The following is a 13,405-nucleotide window of genomic DNA, read 5'->3' on the forward strand; positions in this document are numbered from 1 at the left end:
CGGGTGTTGCCGGAACATTGGCGAGCGCCTGCGTGACGATATGAGTCGGATAATTTGTGGAAGCCATCGCAGTCGATTACGTCGCAACGCAAACATCGCCCACACGCATTGTTCGTAGGCGTGACCAACTGCACGGTACGCACACGACGAAGACCGCCTGATTGGCGCATGCGCGTGAGAGCGGCTGCCTCAATGATGGCTGGGCGTTGTGTGAAGGTCAGGCGACCTGCTGATCGGCGGGCTTGTCGGCTTGGCGCAAGAGCTTCCATTCCCAGGGCAGCAATTCGTGCAGACGCGATGCGGGAAGATCGGCGATGCGGACGAGGACGTCGGCGAGCCAGGCTTTCGGATCGACCTCGTTGAGGCGACAGGTCGTGATCATCGTCAGCATAATGGCGGCACGGTCGGCGCCGCGCTGGCTGCCGGCGAAGGTCCAGTTGCGCCTTCCCAAGGCGATGCCTCTCAATGCGCGCTCAGCACAATTGTTGGTCAAGCAGATCCTGCCATCGTCGAGGACGCGGGCGAAGTCGTCCCAGCGCCTGAGCATGTAATTCATGGGCTTCAGGACCTCGGAGGAGCGAGAGAGGGTTTCGCGCTCACGCAGCAATCAGGCGTGCACGTCGTCGAGAAGCGGCCTGCTCTTTTCCTGGCGCACGACGCGCCGCTCGTCGGCACCGCAGCCGTTAATGGCGCGCTCGATCTCGAACAACGCATCGAGGCGTCTGACCGCCTCCAGCGCGATCGGAGAGACCAGGCGCGCTGGAATGGCGCATTGGAGCGGGTTGCCGAGCTTGAGGGGCGGACCAAGGAGCTGCGCGCCAATGCACCGTCCACGGACACACGCACTAAGCAGCGGCTGGTTCACATCGTGGTCCGAGAGATTGTTTGCGATCTCGATGAGAACGCCAATGAGGCGGTTCTGCTCATCCACTGGACCGGCGGCCGGCACACGGAGGTTCGTGTTGCTCGCGTTAAGACGGGCCGATATCCGGGGGATATGGCACCCACTGCCGTTGATGCACTTCGCAAACTCGCTGGTCATTGGCCTGATCGAGAGCTCGCCGTGTCGCTCAATCGGATGCGCTGCAAGACCGGCGACGGCGAGACCTGGACGACTGTTCGCGTGCGGGAAATGCGCGAACGCTTGAGCTTGCCGGAATACGATCCCGCATCATGCGACGGAAAAATGATCAGCCTTGCGAAGGCTGCGGCACACTTTGGAATTTGCGTCGGATCAGCAAAGAGCCTGGTTCTGAAGGGCATCTAAAGTGAAGGAATGCCGCGTGCACTCATGGAGGCCGCCGGCAACGGCATACCTATGAAGGATCGCAATGTCGGCGTGCTCCCAAACGGTCGAGTGCGATCTGCGCGATGTTGGGATCAGATAGGTTGTCCGTCAATCGCAACCAGCGTTGCGCGGCGGGGCTTCTTCGAGCTGGCTGATATCGAGAAGAATGCCCGGGAAGGTATTATAGTGCTCGCGCGGCTCCGGCAATTGCGTGGAGCCAGCAATGACAGTCGCAGCGAGAACGAGCCTGTACTCACGGGGGCCGCTCGGACATACCATCCATCATGACCGGTTGAATTTGGACTAGTGTCATACTTTCGATCTGGGCAATGCGCTTCTTAACTTTGGCGCTCAAGTTGGTGGTCTTTTTACGTCTCACCGTCAGATCCTGATGCTGATAAGCCCCACGGAGTCAGCTCGAAAAGGCTAACGAGGGCTGACGGTACTGCATCAGCAGTGGATCGGCTCCCTACCTACTCTAGGGGGCGGGCATTTTCATCCCGGGGCGCCCGTCAGCCGTCGTTACAGGGACAAGAGGATCGTGGCATGTTCGAACAATCTTACCTCCCATTGTCAGATACTGATGCTGCTATGCCTGCAGAGCCCGCCCCCCTAGAGTAGGTAGGGAGCCGATCCACTGCTGATGCTGTATCCGTCAGCCGCCGTTACAGGGACAAGAGGATAGTGGCATGTTCAAACAACCACGCTTCCATTCTTATTCAACCCCGGCCCGCATCTGTATTGGCATTGCGGTCTTAGGAGCTGCCCTGCTGGTCGGGATAATACTGACGCATGTCGTGCCGTAAGGCTGCCTCAGTTGGTGCGTCCTCGCTTGGTCGGTTGGGGGATTTGCTGGGCCGTTCTGCCGCTGGAGACGACCGGCTGGTACGGGTGAAGCGGAATTTCCGGGTGATGTGATTGGAAGGCCTTGCAACCTCGAAAGAAAAGCCGTCAGTGTGCGACCACTGACGGCTTCACTTGATTCAAATTTGCAACCGTGTGAGGCAGGGCTCTGAACGTTTCCAAGCAATCGGATAATGAGTCCGACTCTGCTAACGGTCAAGCCTTGGCTCACGAAATAGGGGTGAGCCATGACTCGCCGTATTACCTGCATTACCAAGCTGCCTAGCCATCAAGACCGCCATCGGCGTATTCAAGCCGTCGGTGGTTCAGGATGGCGAGACTCGGAAGAAACAGCCATTGCAAACGTCAAACGCGACAAAAGCGCTTATGAGATCACTGAGCAGGGCAAGACGGTCAAGGTGATCGTCAAAACCCACGATGGTCGCGAGTACCTCAAGACCGAGAACGATCGTTTTCTTCCCGACAATCTTCTGAGTCTTCCAGAGTGTTCGTGACCAGCATGTCGATCTTCGCTGTCGCAGTCTCTGCGGCCTTACTTTTTGATGGCAACAGAAACCCCTGTACGGCTTAAGCCCGCAAAGCCACCCTTTGATCTCGTCCGATTCCATCGGGTGTTCAAGCGCGCCCACTGAATGATGAGGCAACGCGGCGGCATTAGGGCCATCCGGCGCACTTCGGAAACTGAAAGGCACACCAGTTGTCTCCGGGAGATTTCGATAGATGCCTTAAGCAATTGGCCCAAGCGGGCTCGGATAAAGCGCATACGTCACCGCAGCTAACGGCGGGAGCACAACACTCCCAGTAACCGGCAACGGCCGAACCAGGGTCCGGTGATAGAAAACATCATTAACTAGTTTTGGGTGAGAACCTTGCGGTGGATCAAGCCCAGGCCACTGAGAGTTAAAACAGGCCGGCACCCACCAATTTCCCCGAGCGGGAAGTCCTCATGGCGGGAGGACAACCGTCGCGTCTCGTGGGATCAGGTGAACCGCATCACGGCGCTGGCCTTGAAGCGCGGCAAGTCAGCGGACTTCACGGTGTACTGGCAGCGGCAGCTAGCGAATTAGGTGCAACAAAAGGCCGCCATCTTGGCGGCCCCTTAAGCAGTCACTTTCCGCTCCTGTTTTTCGTCTAGTTTGTCAAAGGAACGCTTCGCATTGTGTGCTTATCAAGCGCTCGGCCTTGCCGCTCTGTTGGCTAGGACTAGTTCGGAATGGCAATTGCCGCGGGCATTCGTCGATTTACGATGTGTCCAATCGTGCGGATTGGCCGACCAACCCCACACTCCGCCGCATCGCCGATTCGCGCCAGCGGTTGAAGAGACACGGAGTCTTCAGCGCTGTTCGACAGGCTTCCGCCGAGGTCGTGCCAGTCGCCGCCCATGGCAAGCGCCGCCGTGCGGATTGAGCCGCCGAAATCGAAGGCGAAGATCTGGCTCTTCCGGTAGCGCCGGAACTGGATCGCCATCAGCGCCAACAGCACAGACTTGCCGGCGCCGGTCGGGCCGACGATCAGGGTGTGGCCGACGTCGCCAACATGCAGCGAGAAGCGGAACGGTGTCGAGCCTTCGGTCTTGCCGAAGAAGAGTGGCGAGCTGCGGAAATGCTCATCGCGGTCTGGCCCGGCCCAGACCGCCGACAGCGGAATCATGTGGGCGAGGTTCAGTGTCGAGAGCGGCGGCTGGCGGACGTTGGCGTAGGCGTGCCCCGGCAGAGAGCCGAGCCAGGCTTCGAGCGCGTTCACCCCTTCGGGCATACAGGTGAAGTCACGACCCTGGATCACCTTCTCGACGAGGCGCAGCTTCTCGGCGGCGAGACCGGGATCCTCGTCCCAGACGGTGACGGTCGCGGTGACGTAGGCTTGACCGACATCGTCGGTGCCGAGTTCCTGCAAGGCGAGATCGGCATCGGCGGCCTTGTTCGCCGCGTCGCTATCGACCAGTGTCGAGGCCTCGTTGGTCATCACCTCCTTGACGATCGCGGCGATCGACTTTCGCTTGGCGAACCACTGTCGGCGGATCTTGGTCAGCAGCTTCACCGCCTCGGTCTTGTCGAGAAGGATCGCGCGCGTCGACCAGCGGTAGGGAAAGGCGAGCCGGTTCAGCTCGTCGAGGATTCCGGGATGGGTCGCGGTCGGAAAACCGACCACGGTGAGCGTGCGAAGGTGATGACTGCCGAGGCGCGGCTCGAGGCCACCGGCGAGCGGCTCGTCAGCGAGCAACGCGTCGAGATGCATCGGCGTCTCGGGGACGCGTACGCGCTGTTGCCGGGTCGAGATCGTCGAATGCAGGTAGGTCAGCGTCTCGCTGTCGGCGAGCCACGCCACCTCGGGCATGAACCCTTCGACCAGTTGCAGGACGCGATTGGTCCGGTCGACGAATCCGCGCATCAGCTCGTGCGGATCGACGCCGCTCTGCGCGCGGCCCTCATAGAGCCAGCCCTCGATGCGCGAGGCGTCCTCGGCCGGCGGCAGCCAGACGAAGGTCAGGAAATAGCGGCTCTCGAAATGCGCGCCGGACTCCTCGAATGCGTCCCGCCGCTCCAGGTCAACCAGCGCTGATGCGGCGTCTGGAAAAGTGTTGTGCGGATAGGTCTGGGCGGCGATGCGCTGGGCTTCGACGAAGATCGCCCAGCCTGAGCCGAGACGGCGCAGCGCGTTGTTGAGGCGGGCCGTCACGCCGACCAGCTCGGCAGCCGTTGCGCTGTCGAGGTCCGGGCCGCGGAAGCGCGCCGTGCGCTGGAACGCACCGTCCTTGTTGAGGATGACGCCCTTCTCGACCAAAGCGGCCCAGGGCAGGAAGTCGGCGAGACTGTGGGGACGGTTGCGATATTCGGCGAGGTGCAGCATGCAAGCCTCACTGGCCGAGATAGGATGGATAGCGGAGGTGACGTCGAACGACGTCCACGAATAGCGGGTCGCGCTTGGCCGCCCAGACCGCAGCGGCATGCCCCACGGCCCAAATCAACGCCCCGGGAATCCAGAGGTGGAGGCCGAGCGCTATTGCCGCCGCCAACGTGCCGTTGGCGATCGCAACCGTGCGGGGCGCGCCGCCCATCAGGATGGGGTCGGTGAGCGCGCGATGGACCGGCGCGAAGAAGCCCGGCACTTCTGGATCGACGATGCTGGCCATTACACCAAGGCTCCGCCGGAGAAGCTGAAGAAGGTCAGGAAAAAGCTCGACGCGGCGAAGGCGATCGACAGGCCGAAGACGATCTGGATCAGCCGGCGGAAGCCACCCGAGGTATCGCCGAACGCGAGCGTCAGGCCGGTGACGGTGATGATGATGACTGACATGATCTTGGCGACCGGACCTTGCACGGACTCCAGGATCTGATTGAGCGGCGTCTCCCACGGCATCGAGGAGCCCGAGGCGTAGGCCGCCGGGGCAAAGGCGATGGAGATGAAGGCAATCTCCGCGAGGTCGGCGAAGCAGCGACGAACGCGACGGATCGCGGAAGGACACTGGATCATGACGGGTCTCCGAGAATCGAGGATTGGCCGCCCGCCTCGGCAGACTGGACGCGGTAATCGCCGGTGGCGGGATCGAGGCCGGCGACGAGAGCAAGTTCGGCGAGGCGGCGTTCGCGGCCGCGGCCGCGCAGCACCGCGATGAGATCGATGGTCTCGGCGATCAGTGCCTTGGGAACGGTGAGGACGGCTTCCTGGATGAGCTGCTCGAGGCGGCGAAGCGCGCCCAGCGCCGTGCCAGCGTGAATCGTTCCGATCCCACCGGGGTGGCCCGTGCCCCAGGCTTTGAGGAGCTCCAAGGCTTCGCTGCCCCGTACCTCGCCGACTGGAATCCGGTCGGGGCGTAGGCGGAGGGAGGACCGAACAAGATCGGACAGGGACGCCACGCCGTCCTTGGTGCGCAGTGCGACCAGGTTCGGAGCGCGGCATTGCAGCTCACGCGTATCCTCGATCAGGACCACGCGATCAGTGGTGCCGGCGATCTCGGCCAGTAGTGCGTTTGTCAGGGTGGTCTTGCCGGTCGAGGTACCGCCGGCGACCAGGATGTTCTTGCGGGCGGCGACGGCGTCGCGGAGCACGCCCGCCTGGCCCACCGTCATGATCCCAGCCGCCGCGTAGTCGTCCAGCGTGAAAACAGCAACAGCGGGCTTGCGGATCGCAAAGGCCGGCGCCGCAACGACGGGCGGGAGAAGCCCCTCGAACCTCTCCCCTGTCTCGGGAAGCTCGGCGGAGACGCGCGGCTTCTCGGCATGCACCTCAGCGCCGACATGGTGCGCGACCAGGCGCACGATCCGCTCGCCGTCGGCGGCGGACATCGTTCGTCCGCTATCCTCCAGCCCGCCGGACAGCCGGTCGATCCAGAGCCGGCCGTCGGGGTTGAGCATCACCTCGACGATCGAGGGGTCTTCGAGGAAGGTCGCGATCGCGGGGCCAAGCGCGGTGCGCAGCATGCGCGCGCCCCGCGAAAGCGCTTCCGAATGGAGTGGAATGCCCACCACGATCGTCCCCCGTCGAACGCCAATCGCAACAACCGATCGGCGACGGGGATGGATAGAAAAGGCAGGAAATAGGTTAGTTCAACAAGTATTCAGATGTCGTAGGGGGCCGGCGTAGGGCAGAGAAAAAATACTTGCTGCGTAGCAGGCTGCTGACCGCCCCTGATGACAGACGCGTCATAGAGACATGTGCGACCGTGAATTTGCCCAGGCTTTGAAAGACTATCGGCAGACTTCTTGAGTGCGAATCGGTCATGACACCGCTCGCGGCGCATTCAATTGATTCCGCAATACGTTGCGCGCGCGAAGGCACTGAAGATCGTCTATTTTTCATTATTTAGCGGCGGAGTTCCTCGTTCATTCGCCGCCGGTGACGCGTCGTCCCCGACTGCCGAGATTTCCGTGCAAATCGACGATCTCCCGTTAGTCTTCAATGGGATCAAGATCCCTGGCTCGCGAACCTTCTCGAGCGTTCACGCCAAGTCCTCCTACGTCCACTGCGTCGTGCCGGGCGGCGGTCTCTCGCTCAATAGCGCGCGCTGGATCGCCAGCCGACCGAACTTCTTCCTGGCCGCCAAACCGCTCGCCCAGTTGTTCAGACTCCTGTTCCTCGAACGGCTGACCGTCGCCTTCAACGCCGGCCCCCTGAACTTCTTCGGCGATCTCGCATCCCTGGCCAAGCCTGCCGCCTTCGCAGTTCACCTCGTCGCTATGCGGCGCATCAGCTGGGTCGTCTACGCCAAACGGCCGTTCGGTAGCCTCGCACAGGTGCTGGCCTATCTCGGTCCGATATACCCATCGCGTTGCAATAGCCAACAGCCGGCTCGTAGCCCTCGACAAGGATCACGTCGCCCTTACCTCAAAGATCACGAAGCTCAAGCCCGACGAGTTCATTCGCAGCTTCCTTCTTCATACGCTGCCCGATGGCTTCCATCGCATCCCGCCACTTCGGTTTCATGGCCAAACGGCCACCGTGCTGCCAAACTCGCCCTCTGCCGCAAACTTCTCGATCGTGAGCGGGCAGCGCCAAACGATGGCGAGCCGTAGCCTGTGGATTCGGACGCTCTGACGTGGGCCAAGGTTTGTCATGCGTATCATCGATGCGCTTTCGACACAGCTTCAGCTGTTCCGACGATCCAACCCACTGGTACCGGTGATGGAAGTTAGGTGATGGAAGTCATTCGATGCAGCGGGCCATCGATCGCGACTGCCTGTAAAATACTCTCTTTCTCAATTGCCGCCATTGCGCAACCAAATCGTCGCCGACGTCAGCTCCGCAGTCTGCCGATAGCAACCCGCGATTTCAAACTATCCCCATAGCCGCACCACCGTGCATATCTCCCGCGCCTTCGTTCTATCCGACTTCAACAGGGTCGCGGGCATCGTCAACTTAATCGACCGCCGAGCTGAAGGAGGCGCTTCTTAAAGGTTCGAGATTCGGCCATTGCGCTTGTCGTGGAGATCTCGCGCCAAGTCGCAAAGGCTCGCTCGCGCGAAGCACGACGGAAGTCGGCAGTGACGGCTCCGGGATAGGGGATGTGGAAAAGGTTCGCGACCTGATCGTGAACTGACAGAAACCGTTGAGCCTGATGGGACGATTTGAAACGCTTCATGATCCGCTCGCGTCGCCGCGTCGGCTGATGAGAATTCTCGGCCCGATTGTTGAGAGCTTGGTGCTGGCGATGTTCGACGTGAAAGCCCATCTTCGCCCTCGCAGCGCCGTACGAACGGAGCTTGTCCGTGATCATCACGCGCGGCGGCGTGCCGGCGGATTTCAAGAGCTTCTTCATGAGCTGCTGCGCAGCGCGCGAGTCTCTTCGGCGCTGGATCAAGACGTCGAGAACGAAGCCATTCTGGTCGACCGCGCGCCAGATCGAGATAACGACCTCGTTCAGATGCCATTGGTCACCGCGAGCGGGTGCGCGCTGGCGGATCCGATCGGAGAACGCCTTGCCGAATTTCTGCCCCCACTGGCGCACGGTAGGTCACGCCAATGCCACGCGCGGCCAGCATTTCCTCGACCATGCGCAAGCTTAAGGTAAACTGGAAATACAACCAAACGGCATAGCTGATCACTTCCGGTGGGAAGCGATGGCGGCGATAAAGAGGGTCCCGGGTGGTCGGCATGCCCGTCGTCTACCCCCTCGGCCGCTCCAATTTGTTAACTTGACGGTGCCCTCCTGCGAGCTACTTGATCAGCTGGGGCAATTCCCGGCACAGACCGATTACGGGCGGCCTTCAAAGACCCACTTGCCCCGTCTCGCCGACCACGCACACTGCGGTCTCCGGCCCAACATAGTGCTTCATGGCAGTTGATGCGAATCGGTTGTTTGCGGGAGCTCCATTGGTGCCCGAGCCCACGACCGCAATTACGCCATTGTCTGCAATACCAGAATTGGACGCCAATTGACGTCTCAGGAGCTTGGCGGCGCGACGCCGCTGAACCGGTCGAGCCGAAACGCGTTCGGCGCTATCAGCTTCGCATCGAGTGCCAGATCCGCGAGCATCGTACCAATCGCGCTGGCGAACTTCGCACCGTGACCGGAGCAAGGCGACGCGACGACGATGCGGGGGTCGGCCGGAAGTCGATCTATGATGAATTCGTTGCCCTCGTCCGGTTGCAGGTCTGCTCGCAGCGTGTTCGTGTAGAGGCAGATATCGCGCTCGACGATTGGCCCCGCCGCACCGGGAACCAATTCGGCGAGTGTCAATCCGACAGTCTCCAGTTCTGCGTCCGTTGGAGGCGGGTGCCAGGCGTCTGCCCCCACGACTGGCCCTTGGTCGTGCTGTGCAGCCTTCACGCCTCGTCCCTCGAAATCGGGAAAGCCGTAGACCACTCCTTTCTCCCCTTCGACAATAAACGCCGGAAACTCGCCGTAACGCACCAATTCGGGTTTGGCCGGCTTGAACCAACCGACCGTTTGTCGGGTGATCTTTAAGTGTCGTGCGAGTCCCGGGATTAGCTCGGCAATCCACGGTCCTGCAGCAATGATGGCCCTCTCGGCCAAGATTACCTCTTGGGGCATTGAAATACGGATGCCGGCGGCCACCGGCCGTATTCGGGCCGGAGCCAGAATGATGCGGTGCTCGGCGCCTTCGCGAAACGCGCGGATCGCCGCTTCGGCCAACAGGATCCCGCCGCTTTCCTGGACGACCACATCCCAATTTTCCGGAAGCCGGAACCCGGGAAATGCGGCGTTTGCTTCCGCTCCCGTGACCGGACCGGAGACGGCGTCCTTGCGCGCGGCGGCGCGGGAGTCGGCCACCATCTTCGATCCGGGAGGTCCTGCTTCGAGTACGCGGGTCGGCATGAGGATTGTTCGTCCGCTGGCGGCCTCCAACATCCGCCATCCCTTGAGGGCAGCATCGCTAAGCTCCGTGTAACCCGCGCTCTCGAAATTGAAGCGTCGGTACACTCGGCATGAGCCATGCGACGAGCCGCGAGCCTCGCCCAAGACAAGAGGGTCGAATCCGAGCACGTCGGCCCCACGACGCACCAGCGCATGGAACGCAGAACTCCCTATCAGGCCGAGGCCGACGACGGCGATTTCGCAAGCACGCATCCCTCACTCCCTCTTCCGCTGTCTAGCACGCGCGATTGATCTGCCGCGCCACCGCACTTTTGAGGGCCCCGCCCTTGGTGGACACACTGCAGCCGCAGCAGGAGCACAAGAATCCCTGAAGGGTGCAGTCGCGCAGTCTGCAGCTCCCGGCCGTTGATCGTTGTCCGCGAACGGATGACGAGCACCGCCGCCATCGCAGTGCCATAGAGCGCCAACAATGCTTCCGCGAAGACCACGCTGGCGAATAACGGCACGAGCAGCAGAAAGCTCGCGAGCGCGTGGGCTGCGAAGAGCGCTGCGGTGGAGAACGGTGCGACGACCGGAAGCAGCAGCCGGCAGTCGCGCACGATCGTAAGATAGATATCGTAGCCGAGCGCTCTCTCGATTCGAGAAAGCGCAGCGATGACGCAGCGCCGCGACCATCGTAATTAACACCTCGTGAACTCCAGACAGCATTCTCCGCATCGTCCTCTCGTCACGGTGTGATGGTGGTGTGAACAATGCAAGCGACGTGCCGGACAGAAAGGCGCGATTTCTGCAAACACTACAGTCCTCTGTTGGGCATCGCGTCGCTTGCTGATGTTAGGTCAAAGCTGACAAGATTTGTGAGAGCTCGAACATCGCCACTTCCTCATTTCGAGCACCACCCGCAGCCAGAAAGGGGCGCCAGGGTTACCGCGGCCCTCTTCAGGCAAAGTTCTGAGTTGATCGCGGTTTAGACCTCGAACCAGGTGGAGGAAGGAATGGCACGGCCGACTCTGTATACAATTCGTTCTCCGCTTGAGAGCCGCCTGCAATTGAGCCGCAGGCGCGCGAACTCATGCGGTAAGCGGTTGGAGAATGATCCGGGTATCAAAGCGAACGGCGCCCACCTCGAAGAGACGAAGAGCAAATGAAAACGCATAGCAGTATCGGGGAGCTGCAGCGAGACGGCTTCGAGCTTGAAAGGCGTTGCGCCTGATTGTGGCAAACGTGATGGCTATGATTCATTCGACGGGGGAGACGAGTTCATCAAGAACATTCATTCGGGCACTTCGAGACCACCGCCTACAAGTTGCCGCTGGCGCTCTGTCCGGCGGCTGGCATGAGCTGCCCGAGCCGGCCAAGAGACTTCGTTGGAAGAGCAATACCACAGGCTGCCGGGACCGAAGACAATCTAGAAAAGTCACCATCTTTACCTTGACCGCGAGCAAGCGGCATGACCTCGGGGAACTCTCGCAAGTCCTTGAAGAATGGTTCGTACCTTTCCCCCGGCCGACTTGGCCCGGTACTCGTTCTCGGCGAGAAGCTTCGGCTCAAGCTTCCTTTTAGGGCGGTCGCTTGAAAGCAGGGGCTGCGTCTTCCGGATCAGCCGCTTCGAGGTCGGCGGCTGAGGCGTGGTCCAAGCCCTGGTCGACCTTACGGCGTAGATGCTGTCGTCGCCATTGTGCCAACCGAGATAAATCCATCCCGTTTGCCTTGATCGAGAGCGAGGCCCAGCGATCGTCAACGCCTCTTGCTGCGAAAAGCAGGCCTTCGTGATTCGCCGCGATGAGGGTCACGCCTTCCGGGCGTCCGCATCTCGCGCCGTCGATCTCGCCCTATAATTGTTACGTAACTTCGATTGCGCCGCGGATTTGCGGAAGCACCGGTTCGATCGGGCAAATGCATGAGCGTTATTGCGCCGTGTATCGATCATTGGCGGATCTGTCCAGGCAATCGGACTTGAGGCGCACTAAGCGGAGTTGAGTGAACGCTAGTGAGGCTCGCGACAATTAACTACAGTCGCCTTAAGATCCTGGAGCATGGCCGTGATCCCGTCGACGAGTTCGTCGATTTGATCCTTGTTGACGATCAGAGGTGGGCATATCGACAATGCATCGTCTACATTCCGCACGATGATCCCTCGCTCGTGCAGCAACCGGCTCGCGATGCTGCCAATGTCGCCCGGAGTAGTAGCGGCGACTTTCCGTTTCTTGTCCAGCACCAGCTCGATTGCCGCAATAAGGCCAACGCCGCGGACCTCCCCAACGAGTGGATGATCAACGAGCGTGCGCAGCCGTTCCTGCATGTAGGCCCCGATGCGGCCAATGTTCGCAATCAGACCCCGCTCCTCGATAAGTTTGAGGTTTTCGAGCGCAACGGCGGCTCCGACCGGGTGACCACCGCCCGTGAAGCCATGAGCCAGCAGTCCAACCTTATTGCTCTCGTCCGCGATTGGTTCGAACATGTAGTCATTCATTATGATCGCCGATAACGGAAAATAACTGGACGTGAGCTGCTTCGACACCACGATTACATCGGGCGCGATGTTGTAGGTTTCGCAACCGAACATTTTTCCGGTCCGGCCAAAGCCGCAAATCACCTCATCAGCGACCAAAAGGATGCAATGCTTTTTTAGTACCCTTTGAATTTTGTCCCAGTAAGTCGGCGGCGGAACGATGACGCCGCCCGCGCCCATTACGGGCTCACCGAAGAATGCTGCGATGGTATCGGCACCTTCGCGCTGAATCAGCGACTCGAGCTCCTCGGCCCGACGCGTTGCAAAGGTCTCCTCCGATTCGCCCGCACGGCTGTCTTTGTAGAAATGGGGGGAGCCCGTGTGCATAATGTTGGGCAGCGGCAGATCGAAAGAGCGGTGGTTGTCGGGAAATCCGGTCAGGCTTGCCGCACCGATCGTGACGCCGTGATAGCCGCGCAACCGGCTGATGACCTTCTTGCGCTGGGGCTGGCCCAATGCATTCGATCGATAGGCGATCAGCTTCAACACCGTATCGTTCGCTTCCGAGCCGGAGTTTGTGAAGAACACCTTACTCATCGGCACCGGAGACATCTTCACCAGCTTCTCGGCAAGCGCGATGGAAGGCCCATTCGATCGTGAGGCGAAGGTATGATAGAATGGCAGGATTTGCATCTGGCGATGCGCGGCTTCGATAAGCCGCTTTTCGCTGAAGCCAAGACCCGCACTCCAGAGACCGGCCATCGCATCGAGGTAGCGTTTTCCTGCCGTGTCGAAGACGTAGGGGCCCTCGCCGCGCTCAATTATGAGCGGCCCGGCCCGTTGGTGCGACCGCGCGTTGGTATAGGCGTGAAGCTGATAGGCCACATCTCGGGCCTGTTGAGAACTGGGCAGCATGGTCGGCGTCACATCATCGGTTCAGAATTGGATAGGGACAGCATCATGTGGGGAAGCGCCGGTCCGTTCCCGGCTTCTCTGGGCCTTGCGATAGTCGTGGTTGACGATCTCT

Annotated in this window: 7 protein-coding genes and 4 pseudogenes; 3 read left to right on the forward strand and 8 right to left on the reverse strand. The window is 60.8% G+C overall.

Annotation, left to right across the window (positions count from 1 at the left end):
• Positions 1-217: 217 nt before the first annotated feature.
• Positions 218-751, reverse strand: a pseudogene (locus ACVWYP_RS42630) (IS66 family transposase); the annotation flags it as partial.
• A 312-nt stretch (positions 752-1,063) separates the two neighbouring features.
• Between ACVWYP_RS42630 and ACVWYP_RS42635 the strand changes: the two are divergent.
• Both ACVWYP_RS42635 and ACVWYP_RS42640 read left to right on the forward strand, forming a co-directional pair.
• Positions 1,064-1,267, forward strand: a complete 204-nt coding sequence (locus ACVWYP_RS42635) for a hypothetical protein (RefSeq protein WP_028344410.1) — start codon at positions 1,064-1,066, stop codon at positions 1,265-1,267.
• A 1,112-nt stretch (positions 1,268-2,379) separates the two neighbouring features.
• A complete protein-coding gene (locus ACVWYP_RS42640; RefSeq protein ID WP_080686996.1) occupies positions 2,380-2,646 on the forward strand; it encodes a DUF3892 domain-containing protein in 267 nt (88 codons plus the stop codon).
• Positions 2,647-3,436: 790 nt separating this feature from the next.
• Here the strand turns inward: ACVWYP_RS42640 and ACVWYP_RS42645 are convergent.
• The 4 genes and pseudogenes from ACVWYP_RS42645 to trbB form a co-directional block, all read right to left on the reverse strand.
• Positions 3,437-4,999, reverse strand: a pseudogene (locus ACVWYP_RS42645) (conjugal transfer protein TrbE); the annotation flags it as partial.
• 7 nt (positions 5,000-5,006) lie between these two features.
• Positions 5,007-5,282, reverse strand: a complete 276-nt coding sequence (locus ACVWYP_RS42650; RefSeq protein ID WP_028343856.1) for a VirB3 family type IV secretion system protein — start codon at positions 5,280-5,282, stop codon at positions 5,007-5,009.
• Complete coding sequence (locus ACVWYP_RS42655) at positions 5,282-5,623, reverse strand: TrbC/VirB2 family protein (protein WP_028343855.1); 342 nt, start codon at positions 5,621-5,623, stop codon at positions 5,282-5,284. Before ACVWYP_RS42655 ends, ACVWYP_RS42650 begins: the two co-directional genes overlap by 1 nt.
• Complete coding sequence (gene trbB / locus ACVWYP_RS42660) at positions 5,620-6,570, reverse strand: P-type conjugative transfer ATPase TrbB (protein WP_051448102.1); 951 nt, start codon at positions 6,568-6,570, stop codon at positions 5,620-5,622. Before trbB ends, ACVWYP_RS42655 begins: the two co-directional genes overlap by 4 nt.
• Before the next feature lie 534 nt (positions 6,571-7,104).
• Between trbB and ACVWYP_RS42665 the strand changes: the two are divergent.
• Positions 7,105-7,623, forward strand: a pseudogene (locus ACVWYP_RS42665) (IS91 family transposase); the annotation flags it as partial.
• A gap of 382 nt (positions 7,624-8,005) precedes the next feature.
• Here ACVWYP_RS42665 and ACVWYP_RS42670 read toward each other — a convergent pair.
• The 3 genes and pseudogenes from ACVWYP_RS42670 to ACVWYP_RS42680 all read right to left on the reverse strand — a co-directional run bounded on the left by ACVWYP_RS42670 (position 8,006) and on the right by ACVWYP_RS42680 (position 13,293).
• Positions 8,006-8,742, reverse strand: a pseudogene (locus ACVWYP_RS42670) (IS6 family transposase).
• A gap of 287 nt (positions 8,743-9,029) precedes the next feature.
• A complete protein-coding gene (gene solA, locus ACVWYP_RS42675; RefSeq protein WP_028344453.1) occupies positions 9,030-10,178 on the reverse strand; it encodes an N-methyl-L-tryptophan oxidase in 1,149 nt (382 codons plus the stop codon).
• A 1,735-nt stretch (positions 10,179-11,913) separates the two neighbouring features.
• Positions 11,914-13,293 (reverse strand): aspartate aminotransferase family protein, encoded by a 1,380-nt coding sequence (locus ACVWYP_RS42680; RefSeq protein ID WP_035633702.1) that lies wholly within the window; start codon positions 13,291-13,293, stop codon positions 11,914-11,916.
• Positions 13,294-13,405 lie beyond the last annotated feature (112 nt).

The sequence above is a fragment of the Bradyrhizobium sp. USDA 3262 genome (assembly GCF_054060035.1).

What these genes read in the sequence shown, in the direction of transcription:
- ACVWYP_RS42640 (WP_080686996.1), top strand. Translation starts at nt 2,380, where the DNA reads ATGACTCGCCGTATTACCTGCATTACCAAGCTGCCTAGCCATCAAGAC.
- ACVWYP_RS42650 (WP_028343856.1), bottom strand. Translation starts at nt 5,282, where the DNA reads ATGGCCAGCATCGTCGATCCAGAAGTGCCGGGCTTCTTCGCGCCGGTC.
- ACVWYP_RS42655 (WP_028343855.1), bottom strand. Translation starts at nt 5,623, where the DNA reads ATGATCCAGTGTCCTTCCGCGATCCGTCGCGTTCGTCGCTGCTTCGCC.
- trbB (WP_051448102.1), bottom strand. Translation starts at nt 6,570, where the DNA reads ATGCTGCGCACCGCGCTTGGCCCCGCGATCGCGACCTTCCTCGAAGAC.
- solA (WP_028344453.1), bottom strand. Translation starts at nt 10,178, where the DNA reads ATGCGTGCTTGCGAAATCGCCGTCGTCGGCCTCGGCCTGATAGGGAGT.
- ACVWYP_RS42680 (WP_035633702.1), bottom strand. Translation starts at nt 13,293, where the DNA reads ATGCTGCCCAGTTCTCAACAGGCCCGAGATGTGGCCTATCAGCTTCAC.